The organism is Streptomyces sp. NPDC002536, from assembly GCF_053594995.1.
Window position 1 is genome coordinate 24259 of sequence record NZ_JBSFWU010000044.1, and the last position, 17935, is coordinate 42193.

Here is a 17935-nt window from a genome sequence, read left to right on the forward strand (position 1 = left end):
CTCACGCCCGATCCGCGACGCGTTCACCGAGCAGGCCCTGCGGCCTGACGAGGAGGACGACGATGAGGAGGACGAAGGCCCAGACGTCCTTCCAGCCTCCGCCGCCGAGTTGGCTCATGCCCGGGATGTTCTGGATGTAGGTGATGGCGGCGGCTTCGGCGATGCCGAGGACGACTCCGCCGAGCATGGCGCCGTAGATGTTGCCGATGCCGCCGAGGACGGCGGCGGTGAAGGCCTTGAGGCCGAGGACGAAGCCCATTTCGAAGTTGATCGTTCCGGTGCGCAGCCCCTGCGCGACGGCGGCGACGCCGGCGAAGGCCCCGCCGATGGCGAAGGCCACGGCGATGATGCGGTCGGTGTTGACGCCCATGAGCCGTGCGGTGTCGGGGTCCTGGGCGGTGGCCTGCATGGCGCGTCCGGTGCGGCTCCTGGCGACGAACCAGCCGAGGGCGAGCATGCACACGGGCGCGGCGATGAGCACGAAGAGGTCGTCGCGCTGGATCCGGAGGCTGCCGGTGAGCTGGAAGGAGTCGCCGAACTGGGGGAAGGGGCGGGGTTTCTTGGCGTTGGGGTAGAAGGCCCAGACGATCTGCTGGAGGGCGATGGACAGGCCGATCGCGGTGATCAGCGGGGCCAGGCGGGGAGCGTCGCGCAGCGGCCGGTAGGCGAAGCGCTCGGCGGCGACGGCGATGGAGACGGAGACGAGGGCGCCGCCGAGGAGCATCAGCGGGAGGGCTGCGGCGAGCGGGAGGCCGGGGAACCAGAGGTGGACGGTGAGGGCGCCGAAGGCCCCCGTCATGACGATCTCGCCGTGGGCGAAGTTGATGAGCTGGACGATGCCGTAGACCATGGTGTACCCGATGGCGACGAGGCCGTAGAGGGCACCGAGGGCGAGTCCGTTGACCAGTGTTTGCGGCAGTTCGTGCACCGCTGGCCTCCGAGGGAAGTGTCGGATGTGGCGCCGCGCGAGGGCGTTGCCGGCGTCCTCGCGCGGTGGAGTGCGGTGGTCCGTGTGCGGTTGTGGGCCGGGCGGTGCCGGCTGGCCGTCAGTCCTGGAAGGTGGCGCTCTTGAGGGCCTTCCAGGCGCCGTTGGTGACCTGATAGACCGTCAGCTGCTTGTTGGTGGTGTCCCCGTACTGGTCGAAGGAGACGTGCCCGGTGACGCCGTCGAAGGAGACCTTGGACAAGGCGTCGACGATCTTGCCGCGGGCGTCGGAGGGAACCTTTCCGTTGTTGTCGCCGACGGTCTGCTTGACGGCCTGGACGAGGGCCCAGGCGGCGTCGTAGGCATAGCCGCCGTATGCGGCGTAGGGGTCCTTGTATCCCGCGTCCTTGTAGTTCTTCACGAAGGCCTTGGCGGAGTCGAGTTGTTCGACGGGATAGCCGACGGAGGTCGCCAGGTCGCCGTCCTTGTTCTCGCTGGAGGCGTTGATGAATCCGGGGTCGTAGATGGCGTCGCCGCCCATGAGGGGAATGTGCGCCCCCGCCTTCTTCACCTGGCCGGAGAGCAGGCCGGCCTCGGGGAACTGGCCGCCGAAGTAGACGGAGTCGGCGCCCGAGTTCTTGATCTTCTCGGCGATGCTGGAGAAGTCGGTCTCCTTGACCGTGAGATGGTCGGTTCCGGCGACCTCGCCGCCCTGTTTCCGGAACTCCTCGGCGAAGATGGTGGCGAGCCCTGCGCCGTAGGCCTGTTTGTCGTCGACGACGAAGACCTTTTTCTTGTGGGCCTCCTTGAACAGGTACTGGGCGGCGAAGCGGCCCTGGATGATGTCGGTGGTGCAGGTGCGGAAGTAGGTGGCGAAGGGGCGCTTTTTCTCGCCCTTGGTCCAGCCGTTGCCCTGGCTGAGCGCGGGATTGGTGTTCGCGGGCGAGATCTGGGCGAGGCCGGCTTTCGCGAAGACGCCCTGCATGGACTGGGACACCCCGGAGTTGAGGGGTGCGACGGCGCCCAGGACGGCTCCGTCGGCGACGAGTTTGGCGGCGTTCTGCTGGCCGGTGCCGGGAACGGCCTGGTCGTCGAGGACTTCGGTCTTGAACGTGACGCCCTTGACTTCCTTGTTCTTGTTGGCGGTACGGACGGCGAGATCGACACTGTTCTTGATCCCCAGGCCCACGGGGGAGAGCGATCCGGTCATGGGGCCGTCGACGCCGATGACGACCGTGGTCTGCTTGCCGGTGTCGCCGCCGCCGGTGCCGCTTGTGCTGTCGCGTGACCCGCAGGCGGTCAGGGTGAGGGCGCCGGTGGTGAGTGCGGTGGTGAGGATGAGCAGGGAACGGCGTTGCACGGTGATTCCTTTCCCTCGCGCGGCGGCCTCGTGCCGAGGTGCCGGTTCGCCGGCCGGATGCGGCAAGGAAGGGATGGTGCTGGGGTGTTGACCGCCCGGCGGGGTGTGATGGGCCGTGACTTTAGGGGGTGCCCGGCGGTGGCGGGCAGTGGTGCAGGCCATGCTGTGACTGTCTTGTTATGACGCAGATCACGTTCCGGATATCTGTGCAGAGTGGGGCTCTTGGGAATGACTCGGCCCGGCCGCCATGACGAAACGTTACGGCGGCCGGGCCGGGCAGGAGAAGAGGCGCGGGAGAGAGCTCTCCCGACTCTGTCAGAAGGCCTTTCCGGAGGCCTCGGCGTCGCGCACCACGCAGGTGAGGCGCGCGGAGCAGACCCGCTTGCCCTGCTCGTCGGTGATGGCGACCTCGTAGGTGGCGCTGGTGCGCCCGCGGTGGACCGGCGTGGCGACGCCGGTGACCAGACCGGAGCGCACGCCGCGGTGGTGGGTGCAGTTGAGATCGACGCCGACGGCGAGCCGGGAGGGGCCGCCGTGCAGCATGGCGCCGATCGAGCCGAGGGTCTCGGCGAGCACCGCGGAGGCGCCGCCGTGCAGCAGGCCGTAGGGCTGGGTGTTGCCCTCGACGGGCATGGTGCCGACGACGCGCTCGGGCGAGGCCTCGGTGATGCGGACGCTCATGCGCTCACCGAGGTGTCCTGCGGAGAACAGGGTGGGAAGGTCCAGCCCGCTGTCCGCCCACTGGTCCAGGATCTCCTGCGGGAAGTGGGTGGTGCTGTGCTCGCCCATGTGCTGCGGCTCCGATCGTCGTTGGCCGTACGGGTCTACGGGCCGTACGGGGGTGAACCGTCCTGTGCCGGACCGTCCTATCAGGTGGCGACGGAGCCCTCTCCGGCCGGGTCGGGCCGTGCTGCGCTCTCCAGCCTGATGACGAGCGACTTGCTGGCGGGGGTGTTGCTGGTGTCGGCGGTGTGGTCGAGGGGGACCAGGACGTTGGTCTCCGGGTAGTAGGCGGCGGCACAGCCGCGCGCGGTGGGGTAGTGGACGACGCGGAAACCGGGGGCGCGGCGCTCGGTGCCGTCCGTCCACTCGCCGACGAGATCGGCGTACGAGCCGTCGGCGAGGCCGAGTTCGCGGGCGTCCTCGGGGTGGACCAGGACGACGCGGCGGCCGTTCTTGATGCCCCGGTAGCGGTCGTCGAGGCCGTAGATGGTGGTGTTGTACTGGTCGTGCGAGCGCAGGGTCTGCAGCAGCAGGCGGCCTTCGGGGGCACGGGGGTACTCGACGGGCGCGGCCGTGAAGTTGGCCTTGCCGGTGGCGGTGGGGAAGGTGCGGCTGTCGCGCGGGGCGTGCGGGAGGGTGAAGCCTCCGGGCCTGGCGACGCGGGCGTTGAAGTCCTCGAAGCCGGGGATCACGCGGGCGATGCGGTCGCGGACGGTGCCGTAGTCCTTCTCGAACTCCTCCCACGGGGTGCTGCTCTGCGCACCGAGGACGCGGCGGGCCAGGCGGCACACGATGGCGGGCTCGGAGAGCAGCCGGTCGCTCGCCGGGGCGAGGCGGCCGCGGGAGGCGTGGACCATGCCCATGGAGTCCTCGACGGTGACGAACTGCTCGCCGCCCGCCTGACGGTCGCGCTCGGTGCGGCCGAGGGTGGGCAGGATCAGCGCGCGGGCGCCGGTGACCACGTGGGAGCGGTTGAGCTTGGTGGAGACGTGGACGGTGAGCCGGGCGCGGCGGACCGCGGCCTCGGTGACGTCGGTGTCGGGAGTGGCGGAGACGAAGTTGCCGCCCATGGCGAAGAAGACCCTGGCCTCGCCGTCGCGCAGGGCGCGGATGGCGCGGACGACGTCGAGGCCGTGGTGCCGGGGCGGGGCGAAGCCGAACTCCTTCTCCAGCGCGTCGAGGAAGGCGGGGGCGGGGCGCTCGAAGATGCCCATGGTGCGGTCGCCCTGGACGTTGCTGTGCCCGCGGACGGGGCAGACGCCGGCGCCGGGGCGGCCGATGTTGCCGCGCAGGAGGAGGAAGTTGACGACCTCCCTGATGGTGGGGACCGCGTGCTTGTGCTGGGTGAGGCCCATGGCCCAGCAGACGACGGTGCGGCGGGAGGCGAGGACCATGCGCAGGGCGCTCTCGATCTCCTCGCGGCGCAGGCCGGTGGCGCGCAGGGTCTCGTCCCAGTCGGCCGCGCGGGCGGCGCGGGCGAACTCCTCGAAGCCGTGGGTGTGCTCGCGGACGAAGGCCTCGTCGACGGCGCCCTCGGTCTCCAGGACCAGGCGGTTGAGGAGGCGGAAGAGGGCCTGGTCGCCGCCGAGGCGGATCTGCAGGAAGAGATCGGTGAGCGGAGTGCCGCCGCCGGCCAGGCCCTTGGCGTTCTGCGGGTTCTTGAACCGCTCCAGGCCGGCCTCGGGCAGCGGGTTGACCGTGATGATCCTCGCTCCGCCGGACTTGGCCTTCTCCAGGGCGCTGAGCATGCGGGGGTGGTTGGTGCCGGGGTTCTGCCCGGCGACGATGATCAGGTCGGCCTTGTAGAGGTCTTCCAGCAGGACGCTGCCCTTGCCGATGCCGATGGTCTCCACCAGGGCCGAGCCGGAGGACTCGTGGCACATGTTGGAGCAGTCCGGCAGGTTGTTGGTGCCGAACTCGCGGGCGAACAGCTGGTAGAGGAAGGCGGCCTCGTTGCTGGTGCGGCCGGAGGTGTAGAAGACGGCCTCGTCGGGGCTGTCCAGCGCGGCCAGTTCCTCGCCGACGATGTCGAACGCCCGCTCCCAGGTGACCGGCTCGTAGTGCTCGGCGCCGTCCGCGAGGTACATGGGGTGGGTCAGCCGGCCCTGCTGGCCGAGCCAGTAGCCGCTGCGCTGCGCGAGGGAGGCGACGGAGTGCTCGGCGAAGAAGGCCGGGGCGACCCGGCGCAGCGTGGCCTCCTCGGCGACGGCCTTGGCGCCGTTCTCGCAGAACTCGGCGGCGTGGCGCTTGTCGGGCTCGGGCCAGGCGCAGCCGGGGCAGTCGAAGCCGTCCTTCTGATTGACCTTGAGGAGCGTGAGCGCGGTGCGGCGGACGCCCATCTGCTGGTGGGCGTGGCGCAGGGAGTGGGCGATGGCGGGCAGCCCGGCGGCGGCGTGCTGCGGGGCGGCGACGTCGGGTGCGTCCTGTACGGGATCGCCTGTGGGCGGCTTGCCTGCCATCTCGCTCCCCTTGAGCGGTCGGTGGTGCACGGTGTCGTACGGCGCCGATCCTGTCACGGGGCACCGACAGCGGGGGAGCCGAGGCCGGGTGGCCGTGATTGTCGGTGGGGCGTGGCAGGATCGGGGACGTGGCAGCAAAGGCATCGACATCCGGGACCGCAATGAGTGAACCGACCGGCAGCGAGGCGGCGGAGGGAGGCCGTCCGCGCCTGCTCCTGATGGACGGGCATTCCATGGCGTATCGGGCATTCTTCGCGCTGCCCGCGGAGAACTTCACCACCTCCGACGGCCAGACGACGAACGCCGTGTACGGCTTCGCCTCGATGCTGGCCAACACCCTGCGTGACGAGGCGCCCACGCACTTCGCGGTGGCCTTCGACGTCTCGCGCAAGACGTGGCGCTCGGACGAGTTCCCCGAGTACAAGGCGACGCGCTCCAAGACCCCCGACGAGTTCAAGGGCCAGGTCGCGCTCATCGGCGAGATGCTGGACGCGATGGGCGTCCAGCGCTTCGCCGTCGACGGCTTCGAGGCCGACGACGTGATCGCCACGCTGGCCACCCAGGCCGAGGCCGAGGGCTTCGACGTCGCGATCGTCACCGGCGACCGCGACTCCTTCCAGCTCGTCACGGACGCCGTCACCGTGCTCTACCCGACCAAGGGCGTCTCGGAGCTGACGCGCTTCACCCCGGAAAAGGTCCAGGAGAAGTACGGCCTGTCGCCGCAGCAGTACCCGGACTTCGCCGCGCTGCGCGGCGACCCCTCGGACAACCTCCCGGGCATCCCCGGCGTCGGCGAGAAGACGGCCGCGAAGTGGATCAACCAGTTCGGTTCGTTCGCCGAGTTGGTCGAGCGCGTCGAGGAGGTCAAGGGCAAGGCCGGGCAGAATCTGCGCGACCACCTGGAGGCGGTCAAGCTCAACCGCCGCCTCACCGAGATGGTGCGCGACGTGGAGCTGCCCGCCGGCCCCGAGGGCCTGGCCCGCGCCGCCTACGACCGGCAGGCGCTGGTGGCGCTCCTGGAGAAGCTGGAGATCCGCAACCAGGGTCTGCGCGACCGGCTGCTCGCCGTCGACCCCGGTGCCGAGGGCGCCGAGGAGCCCGCCCCGGCCGCCGGCGCCGAGGTGGACGGCACGGTGCTCGGCACGGGCGGGCTGGCCCCCTGGCTCGCGGAGCACGGCGCGGCCGCCCTGGGCGTGGCCGTCGTCGACAGCTGGTCGCAGGGCAGCGGCCGGGTCGCCGAGATCGCCCTGGCGACGGCGGAGGGCCCGGCGGCCTGGTTCGACCCGGCCGAGCTGGACGAGGCCGACGAGCAGGCGTTCGCCGCCTGGAGCGCGGACGCCGCCCGCCCCAAGGTGCTGCACGACGCCAAGGCCGCCATGCGCGTCTTCGCCGACCACGGCTGGCGCGTCGAGGGCGTCACCATGGACACGGCCCTCGCCGCCTACCTGGTCAAGCCCGGCCGCCGCTCCTTCGCGCTCGACGTCCTGTCCGTGGAGTACCTGGGCCGTGAACTGGCCACCGCCGCCGCGGGCGACGGGCAGCTGGCCTTCGGCGCCGACGAACAGGCCGAGGCCGACGCCCTGATGGGCCGCGCCCGCACCGTCCTGGACCTCGGCGAGGCGTTCGCCGCCCGCCTGGAGGACGTGGGCGCCGCCGGTCTGCTGACCGATGTCGAGCTGCCCACCAGCGCCATGCTGGCCGGCCTGGAGCGGGCCGGCATCGCCGCCGACCGCGGCTGGCTGGAGCGCATGGAGCAGCAGTTCGCCGCCGCCGTGCAGCAGGCCGTGCAGGAGGCGCACGCCGCCGCGGGCCGCGAGTTCAACCTGGGCTCGCCCAAGCAGCTGCAGGAGGTGCTCTTCGGCCAGCTGGGCCTGCCCAAGACGAAGAAGACCAAGACCGGTTACACCACCGACGCCGACGCCCTGGCCTGGCTCGCCTCCCAGACGGAGAACGAGCTGCCGGTCGTCATGCTGCGCCACCGCGAGCAGTCCAAGCTGCGCTCCACGGTCGAGGGTCTGATCAAGGCCGTCGCCCCCGACGGCCGCATCCACACCACCTTCAACCAGACGGTGGCGGCCACCGGCCGGCTGTCGTCCACCGACCCCAACCTGCAGAACATCCCGGTGCGCACGGACGAGGGCCGCGCCATCCGCCGCGGCTTCGTCGTCGGCGAGGGCTACGAGTCCCTGATGACCGCCGACTACAGCCAGATCGAGCTGCGTGTGATGGCCCACCTCTCCGAGGACGAGGGCCTGATCGAGGCCTTCGCCTCCGGCGAGGACCTGCACACCACCGTCGCCTCCCAGGTCTTCGGCGTCGCCAAGTCCGAGGTCGACCCGGAGATGCGCCGCAAGATCAAGGCCATGTCCTACGGCCTGGCCTACGGGCTGTCGGCCTTCGGCCTGTCCCAGCAGCTGAACATCGCGCCGGACGAGGCGCGCAGGCTGATGGACACCTTCTTCGAGCGCTTCGGCGGCGTCCGCGACTATCTGCAGCGCGTCGTCGAGGAGGCCCGGGCCACCGGCTACACCGAGACCATCCTCGGCCGCCGCCGCTACCTGCCCGACCTCAACAGCGACAACCGCCAGCGCCGCGAGATGGCCGAGCGCATGGCGCTCAACGCGCCGATCCAGGGCACCGCCGCCGACATCGTCAAGATCGCCATGCTGCGCGTGGGCGAGGCGATCACGGCCGGGGGCCTCTCCTCGCGGATGCTGCTCCAGGTGCACGACGAAATCGTGCTGGAGATCGCCCCGGGCGAGCGGGAGCAGGTCGAGGAGCTGGTCCGGCGCGAGATGGCCGGGGCCGTGGAGCTGCGCGCCCCGCTGGACGTCTCCGTCGGCGTCGGCGCCGACTGGGAGTCCGCGGCGCACTGATGCGAACGCCCCTGCCCGTCCCCGCCCGTCGGCGCGGGGCGGGCAGGAGTGCGTTTGCTGTTCCCCTCTTCGCCGCGTGTTGCTAGCGTGCCCCTCCCATTTTTCTGACGCTCCGTCAATTCACTGCCGGAGCAAGGGAGGCCGAGCCATGCGTGCACTGGCCGCCGCGGTCATCGGACTGGCCGCCGCCCTCGCCCTCGTCGCCGCGGTCACCGCCATCGGCCCGCCCCGCGGCCACACCTCTCCCCGGCCCCTGCTGACCTCGCCGCCCGCGCACCCATAGGCCGGGGGAGCGCGCCGTGCGCCGCCGAGCGAGCCTGGTCCTCCTCGCCCTCGCCGTGTTCTGCACCGCCCTGTCGCCACTGCTGCGCTGGTACGCCTTCCCCCGGCTGGCGAAGGTCCCCGCCGGGCGCTACCAGTCGGTCGTGATGGAGGCCAAGGACGCGACCCTCGTCGACTACGGCACCCTGCAGCCCCGGCGGGTGCCCAAGGTCACCATGATCGAGACCCTCAAGGGCAACACCGAACAGGCCGCCAGGGTCAGGGCCGAGACCGGGCGGGACGCCGTCGTCTGGGACACCCTCACCTACGTCGCCGGACCCGACGGAGCCATGGTCTCCCGCATCCCCGAGCGCTACGTCTTCGACGCCCACACCCAGCAGCCCCTGCACGCGGGCGGCGAGAGCGTCGACGGCACGCCCGTGCGCCGCGACGGCATCGAGTACAAGTGGCCCTTCCTGGTCCGCAAGCACGACTACCGCTACTTCGACATGCAGACCCGTACCTCCGCCCCCATCCACTACCGGGGCACCCGCACCTTCCACGGCCTGGACGTCTACTACTTCGAGCAGACGATCCCCTGGACCCGGGTCCCCGTTCCCAGGACGCTGCCTCTGGGCGTCACCCCCGACACCGTCCGGCAGCTCGGCCTGGAGCGCTGGTACACCACCACCCGCATGTTCTGGGTCGACCCCGTCACCGGGGCCCCGGTCAACGGCGAGGAGAACCACCGCGAGGAACTGCGCTGGACCGGGCACCCGGAGAAACAGCCGATCACCGCCTTCGCCGGGCACGTGGCGATGCGGCCGGACTACGTCGACTCCACCGTCGCCCTCGTGACGTCGCAGCGGCAACTGGTCCTGCTGCTCACGAGCTACCTCCCGTGGGGCCTGCTGGCCCTCGGCGCCGCGCTGCTGGCCCTCGCCCTGGCGCTGGAGATCCGCGGCCGGGACCGGCGTGCAATTCCGGGCGACCTGTCACACGATGGAGGGAAACCCGCACGGCCGGCCCGAGAGGGCCGCTGAGCAGAGGAGGCTCGCCGTGAAGGAGACGATTCCCGAGGACAAGAGCGCCGCGTCCGGGCCGAGCCGGCTGTACACCGGCAGTGAGCGGCCGTTCGACCCGGAGGACCTGGTCATGGCATCGGGCCATGACGTGACCCCGGAACGGGTCGAACTGGCCAGGCAACACATCCAGGAAAAGGGCGCGGCAGCACTGGAGCGGTACCTGCCGTAAGGCTTTTGCGCCCCGTCAGGGGCGCGGGGCTGTTCACATATGCGGCTCCGCCGCGTGGGCGCGACCAGCCACCGACGGCCTGCAGCCGAGGTACTACCCAGGGGCCCGGGGCGGAGCCCTGGGGACCTCGACTGCGGGCGCGTCGTGGCTGGTCGCGCAGTTCCCCGCGCCCCTGACGGGGCGCCGTGGTGCCGCGTGACGAAGATCCGCCGGACAGGCCCTACCGCCGCGGGTTGACCCGCCGCGTCGCCACCGCAGCGGCCGGATCCTCCGGCCACGGGTGCCGCGGATACCGCCCCCGCAACTCGGCCCGCACCGCCCGGTACCCGTCCCGCCAGAAGGACTCCAGGTCGGCCGTCACGGCGGCCGACCGCCCGGCCGGCGACAACAGGTGCACCAGCACCGGCACCCGTCCGCCCGCCACCCGGGGAGTCTCCCGCAGCCCGAACAGCTCCTGCAGCTTGACGGCCAGCACGGGCTGCCCGTCCCCGTACTCCACGCGGATCCGCGACCCGCTCGGGACCTCGATCCGCTCGGGTGCCAGCTCGTCCAGGCGCGCGGCGTCCCCGGACGCCCACGGCAGCAGCCGCTCCAGCGCCTTGCCCGCGTCCAGCCGCTCCAGGTCGGCCCGCCTGCGGGCCTGCCCGAGCTCCCAGCCGAGCCAGTCCTCCGCCCCGTCCAGCAGCGCCGCGTCCGACACGTCCGGCCACGGCCCGCCCAGTTCCCGGTGCAGGAACGCCATCCGCTGCCGCAGCCCGGCGGCCTCCGCCGGCCAGCGCAGCAGCCCGAGCCCCTCGCGCCGCAGCCCCTCCAGCAGCGCGGCCCGCACCAGGTCCGGGTCCGGGGCGGCCAGGGTGCCGGAACCCAGCTCCACCGCGCCCAGCCGCTCCACGCGCCGGGCCACCACGTCGCGCCGCTCCTCGGACCAGTGCACCTCCTCGCCCTGCGCCAGCAGGGCCCCGGCGGCCGCGCGGGCCGTGTCCTCGTCGATCACCGCACCGAGCCGCACCCGCGCCGACGCGGCCGCCACGGGGCGGTCCGCCACGGCCACGGCCACCCACGGCGCACCGCGCAGCTGTGTGCCGCCCCCGACCTCGGCCCGCGTCCCCGAAGCCATCAGGTACGAGCCCTCGCCCCGCGCCCGCGCCACCCGCTCGGGGAACGCGAGGGCGGCGACGAGCCCGGCCGCGGCGTCGTCCGTGAGCGGGTGGGAGCCGTTGCCGCTGTGCCCCTCGCCCTGCAGCGCGTTCTCCAGCCTGCGCGCCTCCTTATGCCACCGCGCCCCGTACGCGTCGTTGCCGCGCCGGGCGGCGCGCCAGGCCGCCGCCAGGTCGTCCCCGTACTCGCGCGGCGGCTCCTCGCTCAGCAGGGCCACGATCCCGGCCGCCCGGCGCGTGCCGACCTCACGCGCGCCGTCCAGCAGGGCACGCGCCAGGCGCGGATGCACACCCAGGCGCGCCATCGCCCGGCCGCGCTCCGTCGGACGCCCCGACGCATCCACGGCACCGGTCGCTTCCAGCACCGCCCGGGCCGCCGCCAGGGCACCCGCGGGCGGCGGGTCCAGCAGGGCCAGCCCGGACGCGTCCGGATCGCCCCAGCAGGCGGCCTGCAGGGCGAACGCCGCCAGGTCCGCGACGGCGATCTCCGGCGCCGGGAACCGCGGCCGCCCGCCGTCCTCCGCCTCGGCCCAGCAGCGCAGGACGAGCCCCGGGGCCTCGCGGCCCGCCCGGCCCATCCGCTGCGTCGCGGTCGCCTCGGAGACCCGCACGGTCGTCAGCGAGCCGAGACCCCGGGCATGATCCATGCGCGGCTCCCGCGCCAGGCCCGAGTCCACGACGATGCGCACCCCGGGCACGGTCAGGCTGGACTCCGCCACGGACGTCGCGAGGATCACCCGCCGCCGCCCGCCGGGACCGCGCAGCACCGCGTCCTGCACGGCGGCCGGGGCCCGCCCGTGGAGCTGGAGCACCTCCGCGTCCACGCCCGCGAGCAGCCCGGCCACCCGGCCGATCTCGCCCACGCCGGGCAGGAAGCACAGCACGTCCCCGTCCCGCATGGTCAGCGCGCGCCGCACCGTGGCCGCCACGTGGGCCAGGTGCGCAGGGTCCACCCGGGTGCCGTGCGGCGGGCGGATGCCCGCGGGCGGCGCGGCGAAGAGGACGCGGACCAGGTGCCCTTCGCCTCCGCCGTGGACCACCGGCGCCGGGCCCGTGCCGTCCAGCACGCTCAGCAGCTGCGACCACGCCGCGGTGTCCGAGGTCGCGGAGGCCGCGACGATCCGCAGGTCCGGGCGCAGGGTGGCCCGGACGTCCACGAGGAAGGCCAGCGCGGTGTCGGCGTCCAGGTGCCGCTCGTGGCACTCGTCCATCAGCACCACGTCGACGCCGGTGAGCTCCGGGTCCCGCTGGATCCGCTGCAGCAGGACGCCCGTGGTCACCACCTCGACCCGGGTGCCGGGGCCGACGCGGCGCTCGCCGCGCACGGTGAAGCCGACCAGGCCGCCCGGCTCCTCGCCGAGCAGCCACGCCATGCGCCGGGCCGCGGCCCGCGCGGCCATGCGCCGGGGTTCGGCGACGAGCACGCGGCGCGGTGTGCCGTCGCCGTGGCCCGGCAGCAGCCCGGCCACCGCGAGCGGCACCATCGTGGTCTTGCCGGTGCCGGGAGGCGCGTGCAGCACCGCCGCCCCGCGCTCGTCCAGTGCCGCCTCCAGCCCGGGCAGCGCGGCGCGCACGGGCAGCCGGTCGAGGGCGTCGGTGCGGAGGGTCACCGGTCCCGCTCGCACACGAAGACCGCCGTGCCCGGGATCAGGTGCCCGCGCAGCGGGGACCAGCCGCCCCACTCCTGCCGGTTCCAGTCGGGCCACTCCGGCTCGACCAGGTCGAGCAGCCGGAAGCCGCCCGCCACCACGTCGCGCACCCGGTCGCCGACCGTGCGGTGGTGCTCCACGTAGACGGCCCGGCCCGTCTCGTCCTCTTCCACGTAGGGCGTGCGGTCGAAGTAGGAGGCGGCGACGGACAGGCCCTCGGGGCCCGGCTCGTCGGGGAAGGCCCAGCGGAGGGGGTGGGTGACCGAGAAGACCCAGCGCCCGCCGGGCCGCAGCACCCGGTGCACCTCGCGCATCACACGCACCGGGTCGGCGACGAAGGGCATGGCCCCGTAGGCCGAGCACGCCAGGTCGAAGGAGCCGTCGGCGAAGGGCAGGGCGCCGGCGTCCGCCTCCACCAGCGGGAAGTCCGCGCCGATCCGGAGCGCGTGCTGCAGCTGCCGGTGGGAGAGGTCCAGGGCGACCGGGTGCGCCCCCTGGGCGGCCAGCCAGCGCGAGCACTGGGCCGCGCCGGCGCCGATCTCCAGGACGCGCAGCCCGGCGAGCCCGGCCGCCGGGCCGAGCAGCGCGGCCTCGGCCTCGTCGAGGCCCTCGGGGCCCCACACGAAGCGGTCGTCGCCCAGGAAGCCGCCGTGCTCCTGCTGGTACTCGTCGGCGTTGCGGTCCCACCAGCCGCGGCTGGCCCGGCTGCTCTCGGTGACGCCGCTGTCCCGCCGGGTGGCCTCCGGTTCCGGACCGGACTCGAATTCTTGGATCATGGCGTAATCTTCGCTCGCGTTCGCCCCTGGACCGGCCCGCGGGTGTGTGCCTCCGGGGCCCCCGTGGCCTCGCACAACCCGAGTTGTGCCGGATATGTGGCGATTCGTACCGGGTGTGCGCCTTCGCGCATTGACCGTCTCCCGCTGCCCCCGTATGCTACAAGTTGCGCTGCGGGCCTGCGCGCCTCAGACGGAGCAGGCCGCGCTCGCACTTGTTGTATGTCCCCTCGGTTGTAGAGGCGCTTCCGCTGGCCCCCGGGTCACGGAAAGTGCGCTTCCAAGGCTGTCCGGCTTCGGCGGTGCGATACGGGCTCTCGGCGTAGCAGTACCTACGACTTCAATGTCCGTACCGGAGCCCTTTCCCACATGACGAGCAGCACCGAGACCACCGCCACCACCCCGCAGGTTGCGGTCAACGACATCGGTAACGAGGAAGCCTTCCTCGCCGCGATCGACGAGACGATCAAGTACTTCAACGACGGCGACATCGTCGACGGCGTCATCGTGAAGGTCGACCGGGACGAGGTCCTGCTCGACATCGGTTACAAGACCGAGGGTGTCATCCCCTCCCGCGAGCTCTCGATCAAGCACGACGTCGACCCGAACGAGGTCGTCAAGGTCGGCGACGAGATCGAGGCCCTGGTTCTCCAGAAGGAGGACAAGGAAGGCCGCCTGATCCTCTCGAAGAAGCGTGCCCAGTACGAGCGCGCCTGGGGCACCATCGAGAAGATCAAGGAAGAGGACGGGATCGTCACCGGTACCGTCATCGAGGTCGTCAAGGGTGGTCTCATCCTCGACATCGGCCTCCGTGGCTTCCTCCCGGCCTCCCTGGTCGAGATGCGCCGCGTCCGCGACCTCCAGCCCTACGTGGGCAAGGAGCTCGAGGCCAAGATCATCGAGCTGGACAAGAACCGCAACAACGTGGTCCTGTCCCGCCGTGCCTGGCTGGAGCAGACCCAGAGCGAGGTCCGTCAGACCTTCCTCACCACCCTGCAGAAGGGTCAGGTGCGCTCCGGCGTCGTCTCCTCCATCGTCAACTTCGGTGCCTTCGTGGACCTGGGCGGCGTCGACGGTCTCGTCCACGTCTCCGAGCTGTCCTGGAAGCACATCGACCACCCGTCCGAGGTCGTCGAGGTCGGCCAGGAGGTCACGGTCGAGGTCCTGGACGTCGACATGGACCGCGAGCGCGTCTCCCTGTCGCTCAAGGCGACGCAGGAAGACCCGTGGCAGCAGTTCGCCCGGACCCACCAGATCGGTCAGGTCGTCCCGGGTAAGGTCACCAAGCTCGTTCCGTTCGGTGCGTTCGTCCGCGTCGACGAGGGCATCGAGGGCCTGGTCCACATCTCCGAGCTGGCCGAGCGCCACGTGGAGATCCCGGAGCAGGTCGTCCAGGTCAACGACGAGATCTTCGTCAAGGTCATCGACATCGACCTCGAGCGCCGCCGCATCAGCCTCTCGCTGAAGCAGGCCAACGAGTCCTTCGGTGCCGACCCGTCCGTGGTCGAGTTCGACCCGACCCTGTACGGCATGGCCGCGTCCTACGACGACCAGGGCAACTACATCTACCCCGAGGGCTTCGACCCCGAGACCAACGACTGGCTCGAGGGCTTCGAGAAGCAGCGCGAGGAGTGGGAGCGCCAGTACGCCGAGGCGCAGTCCCGCTTCGAGCAGCACCAGCAGCAGGTCATCAAGTCCCGCGAGGCGGACGCCGAGGCTGCCGCCGCCGGCGACCAGGCCGCTGCGGCCGCCCCGGTCTCCGGTGGCTCGTACTCCTCGGAGTCGGCCGACAACTCCGGCGCCCTGGCGTCGGACGAGGCTCTCGCCGCCCTGCGCGAGAAGCTCGCCGGCGGTCAGTGAGCCGTGGTCCTTCGGGACCGCAGCTGCTGACAGCTGACTGAAGAAGGGCCCGTTCCCCCTCAAGGGGAACGGGCCTTATCTCTTGTTCTCCCCTCCCGCGGGAATGGCCGCGCCTGCCAAGGACGTTCCCCTGTACGGAACATGAGGAGGAGCGGTCACCGTGTTGGATCCGCAGGGATTGTACGAATGGGAGCCCAAGGGGCTCGCCGTGGCCGACCTGGCTCTCGCCCAGGACACGGCCGGTCTGGTCATGCTCTACCACTTCGACGGCTACATCGACGCCGGCGAGACCGGTGCGCAGGTCGTCGAGCGGCTTCTGGACGGGCTGCCGCACCAGGTGGTCGCCCGCTTCGACCACGACCGGCTCGTCGACTACCGCGCCCGCCGGCCCCTGCTGACCTTCCGGCGCGACCACTGGAGCGGCTACGAACCCCCGGCGATCGAGCTGCACCTGGTGCAGGACGCCACCGGCGCCCCCTTCCTGCTGCTCGCCGGCCCCGAGCCGGACGTGGAGTGGGAGCTCTTCGCCGCGGCCGTGCGGCAGCTGGTGGAGCGGCTCGGGGTACGGCTGTCCGTCAACTTCCACGGCATCCCCATGGGCGTCCCCCACACCCGCCCCGTCGGCATCACCCCGCACGGCAACCGCGTCGACCTCATGCCCGGTCACCGCCGCTACTTCGACGAGGCCCAGGTGCCCGGCAGCGCCGAGGCGCTCGTCGAGTTCCGGCTGGCCGAGGCGGGCCACGACGTCCTGGGCGTCGCCGCCCACGTCCCGCACTACCTGGCCCGGTCCGCCTATCCCGACGCCGCGCTGATCGCCCTGGAGGCGGTCACCGCCGCCACCGGGCTCGTCCTGCCGGACACCGCGCACGGCCTGCGGACCGCGGCGCTGCGCACCCAGGAGCAGATCGAGCGCCAGATCGCCGAGGGCGACGAGGAACTCGTCGCCCTCGTACGGGGACTTGAGCACCAGTACGACGCGGTGGCCGGCGCCGATACCCGCGGCAACCTGGTCGCCGAGCCCGTCGACCTGCCCTCGGCCGACGAACTGGGCGCCGAATTCGAGCGGTTCCTCGCCGACCGGGAGGGCGACGGCGGCCGCTGACCGCCCGGCGGATAGCGTGGGGTCCATGCTGACAGTGGGCCTCACAGGCGGAATCGGCGCGGGCAAGAGCGAGGTGTCGCGGCTGCTCGTCTCCTACGGAGCGGTGCTCGTCGACGCGGACCGGATCGCGCGCGAAGTGGTCGAACCCGGCACCCCCGGACTGGCCGCGGTCGTCGCGGAGTTCGGGCCGGAGATCCTCGCCGCGGACGGCAGCCTGGACCGGCCGCGGCTCGGCGCGATCGTCTTCGCCGACGAGAAGCGGCTCGCCGCCCTCAACGCCATCGTGCACCCCCTGGTCCGGGCCCGCTCCGCCGAACTGGAGGCGGCCGCGGGCCCCGATGCGGTCGTCGTCAACGACGTGCCCCTGCTGGCCGAGAACGGCCTGGCCCCGCTGTACGACCTGGTCGTCGTCGTGGACGCGGCGGACACGACCCGGCTCGACCGGCTCGTCCGCCTGCGCGGCATGACCGCCGACGAGGCCCGCGCCCGGATGGCCGCCCAGGCGACCCGCGAGGAGCGGCTGGCCGTGGCCGATCTGGTCATCGACAACGACGGCCCGCTCGCCGCCCTGGAACCCCGGGTGCGCGAGGTGTGGGCGGAACTGTGCCGCCGGGCCGCACATGGCGTGCGGGAGGGCGGGCAGGAATAGGACGTCGCCCGGCGACGTTCCGAGGCGGTGTCGCACGCACGCGCATGTGTGTGCGCATCTGCCGTGTACGTGCTGTACCGAGGGAAGGAACGCGGACGTGTCCGAGCAGGCGCCCGAGACCCACGTGATCGACTTCCGGGCGGCGGAGCAGTTGCTGGCCGTGAAGGACCCGAGGGGTGCGATCAAGCTCCTCGACTCGGTCATCACTGCCCACCCGGAGAACACCGCGGCCCGGCTGCTGCGGGCCCGCGCGTTCTTCGACGCGGCCCAACTCCGGCCCGCCGAGCTCGAGTTCCAGCTCGTCATCGAGCGCGAGCCCGACAACGCGTTCGCCCACTTCGCCCTGGGCCGCACGCTCCAGCGGGCCGCCCGGCACGCCGAGGCCCTCCGGCACTTCCGCCTCGCGGCGGCTCTCGACCCGCGGCCGGACTTCGTGGAGGCGGCGCGCTTCGGGGAGAAGTGAGGGCAGGGCGGGTTCATCCTCCCGGGTGAGGCCCCGTCGGACACCCCCTACGGCCCGCGGCGACGTTCGTCGACGGGCTCGTACGGGGGTATGTCCCGCCCCGGCTGGTAGTGCGGGCCCTGCCGGATATGCCGGATGATCATGCTGAGGTCCACCAGGGTCACCAGCATCAGCAGCCCGCAGGCCACGGCCCAGCCGGGGCGCCCCGCGAGGGCGAAGGCGGCGGTGCCGGCCGCGGTGACGAGCGCTCCCCAGGCGGCGAGGCCGCACCTGAGGCGCAGGGGACTGCGGGCGGTCATGGGTTCGTTGCCTGTGCGCATCATGATGGTCCATCTCCTGCCTCCAGGGTCCACCCGGCAGCGGGCTTTCGCTGCCTTCGCGACCTGGCGTGAATATGCCGCCGAGGCAGCGCCCAGGGGCA

At 72.3% G+C, this 17935-nt stretch carries 15 protein-coding genes; 8 read left to right on the top strand and 7 right to left on the bottom strand.

Annotated elements, in window-relative coordinates; translation table 11 throughout:
* Position 1: 1 nt before the first annotated feature.
* From ACWD4B_RS18015 to ACWD4B_RS18030, 4 genes are all read right to left on the bottom strand, one after another.
* Positions 2-928, bottom strand: a complete 927-nt coding sequence (locus ACWD4B_RS18015) for a branched-chain amino acid ABC transporter permease (protein ID WP_451421631.1) — start codon at positions 926-928, stop codon at positions 2-4.
* Positions 929-1046: 118 nt separating this feature from the next.
* Positions 1047-2285 carry a branched-chain amino acid ABC transporter substrate-binding protein gene (locus ACWD4B_RS18020; RefSeq protein WP_451421632.1) on the bottom strand — a complete coding sequence of 413 codons (1239 nt, stop codon included), beginning with the start codon at positions 2283-2285 and terminating at the stop codon, positions 1047-1049.
* Between the two features lie 315 nt (positions 2286-2600).
* Entirely contained in the window at positions 2601-3074 is a 474-nt protein-coding gene (locus tag ACWD4B_RS18025; protein ID WP_451421633.1) for a PaaI family thioesterase, read from the bottom strand.
* An 80-nt stretch (positions 3075-3154) separates the two neighbouring features.
* Positions 3155-5467, bottom strand: a complete 2313-nt coding sequence (locus ACWD4B_RS18030; RefSeq protein WP_451421634.1) for an FdhF/YdeP family oxidoreductase — start codon at positions 5465-5467, stop codon at positions 3155-3157.
* 161 nt (positions 5468-5628) lie between these two features.
* Here ACWD4B_RS18030 and polA point away from each other — a divergent pair, with 161 nt between their 5' ends.
* The 4 genes from polA (at position 5629) to ACWD4B_RS18050 (ending at position 9858) form a co-directional block, all read left to right on the top strand.
* On the top strand, positions 5629-8343 hold the full coding sequence (gene polA, locus ACWD4B_RS18035; RefSeq protein ID WP_451421635.1) for a DNA polymerase I: 2715 nt from the start codon (positions 5629-5631) through the stop codon (positions 8341-8343).
* A gap of 148 nt (positions 8344-8491) precedes the next feature.
* Entirely contained in the window at positions 8492-8626 is a 135-nt protein-coding gene (locus ACWD4B_RS18040) for an SPW_0924 family protein (protein ID WP_451421636.1), read from the top strand.
* A 16-nt stretch (positions 8627-8642) separates the two neighbouring features.
* A complete protein-coding gene (locus ACWD4B_RS18045) occupies positions 8643-9647 on the top strand; it encodes a DUF3068 domain-containing protein (protein ID WP_451421637.1) in 1005 nt (334 codons plus the stop codon).
* Between the two features lie 16 nt (positions 9648-9663).
* Positions 9664-9858, top strand: coding sequence for a hypothetical protein (locus tag ACWD4B_RS18050; protein WP_451421638.1), 195 nt, complete (start codon positions 9664-9666; stop codon positions 9856-9858).
* A gap of 220 nt (positions 9859-10078) precedes the next feature.
* On the opposite strand, the gene hrpB is transcribed toward ACWD4B_RS18050, so the two are convergent.
* Positions 10079-12625: an ATP-dependent helicase HrpB gene (gene hrpB / locus ACWD4B_RS18055; protein ID WP_451421639.1), complete on the bottom strand. Its 2547-nt coding sequence runs from the start codon at positions 12623-12625 to the stop codon at positions 10079-10081.
* Positions 12622-13440, bottom strand: a complete 819-nt coding sequence (locus ACWD4B_RS18060) for a class I SAM-dependent methyltransferase (protein ID WP_451421640.1) — start codon at positions 13438-13440, stop codon at positions 12622-12624. The genes hrpB and ACWD4B_RS18060 overlap by 4 nt, the downstream gene beginning before the upstream one ends.
* 366 nt (positions 13441-13806) lie before the next feature.
* On the opposite strand from ACWD4B_RS18060, the gene rpsA reads away from it, so the two are divergent.
* From rpsA to ACWD4B_RS18080, 4 genes are all read left to right on the top strand, one after another.
* Positions 13807-15297 (top strand): 30S ribosomal protein S1, encoded by a 1491-nt coding sequence (gene rpsA / locus ACWD4B_RS18065; protein WP_451421641.1) that lies wholly within the window; start codon positions 13807-13809, stop codon positions 15295-15297.
* 160 nt (positions 15298-15457) lie between these two features.
* A complete protein-coding gene (locus ACWD4B_RS18070; protein WP_451421642.1) occupies positions 15458-16402 on the top strand; it encodes a PAC2 family protein in 945 nt (314 codons plus the stop codon).
* A 25-nt stretch (positions 16403-16427) separates the two neighbouring features.
* Complete coding sequence (coaE, locus tag ACWD4B_RS18075; RefSeq protein ID WP_451421643.1) at positions 16428-17051, top strand: dephospho-CoA kinase; 624 nt, start codon at positions 16428-16430, stop codon at positions 17049-17051.
* A 97-nt stretch (positions 17052-17148) separates the two neighbouring features.
* Positions 17149-17514: a tetratricopeptide repeat protein gene (locus tag ACWD4B_RS18080; RefSeq protein ID WP_336412458.1), complete on the top strand. Its 366-nt coding sequence runs from the start codon at positions 17149-17151 to the stop codon at positions 17512-17514.
* A gap of 47 nt (positions 17515-17561) precedes the next feature.
* On the opposite strand, the gene ACWD4B_RS18085 is transcribed toward ACWD4B_RS18080, so the two are convergent.
* The gene (locus ACWD4B_RS18085) at positions 17562-17834 is read right to left on the bottom strand and encodes a DUF6343 family protein (RefSeq protein WP_451421654.1); all 273 of its coding nucleotides are present in this window, start codon (positions 17832-17834) and stop codon (positions 17562-17564) included.
* Positions 17835-17935 lie beyond the last annotated feature (101 nt).

What these genes read in the sequence shown, in the direction of transcription:
- ACWD4B_RS18025 (WP_451421633.1), bottom strand. Translation starts at nt 3,074, where the DNA reads ATGGGCGAGCACAGCACCACCCACTTCCCGCAGGAGATCCTGGACCAG.
- ACWD4B_RS18030 (WP_451421634.1), bottom strand. Translation starts at nt 5,467, where the DNA reads ATGGCAGGCAAGCCGCCCACAGGCGATCCCGTACAGGACGCACCCGAC.
- polA (WP_451421635.1), top strand. Translation starts at nt 5,629, where the DNA reads ATGAGTGAACCGACCGGCAGCGAGGCGGCGGAGGGAGGCCGTCCGCGC.
- ACWD4B_RS18040 (WP_451421636.1), top strand. Translation starts at nt 8,492, where the DNA reads ATGCGTGCACTGGCCGCCGCGGTCATCGGACTGGCCGCCGCCCTCGCC.
- ACWD4B_RS18060 (WP_451421640.1), bottom strand. Translation starts at nt 13,440, where the DNA reads ATGATCCAAGAATTCGAGTCCGGTCCGGAACCGGAGGCCACCCGGCGG.
- rpsA (WP_451421641.1), top strand. Translation starts at nt 13,807, where the DNA reads ATGACGAGCAGCACCGAGACCACCGCCACCACCCCGCAGGTTGCGGTC.
- coaE (WP_451421643.1), top strand. Translation starts at nt 16,428, where the DNA reads ATGCTGACAGTGGGCCTCACAGGCGGAATCGGCGCGGGCAAGAGCGAG.
- ACWD4B_RS18085 (WP_451421654.1), bottom strand. Translation starts at nt 17,834, where the DNA reads ATGCGCACAGGCAACGAACCCATGACCGCCCGCAGTCCCCTGCGCCTC.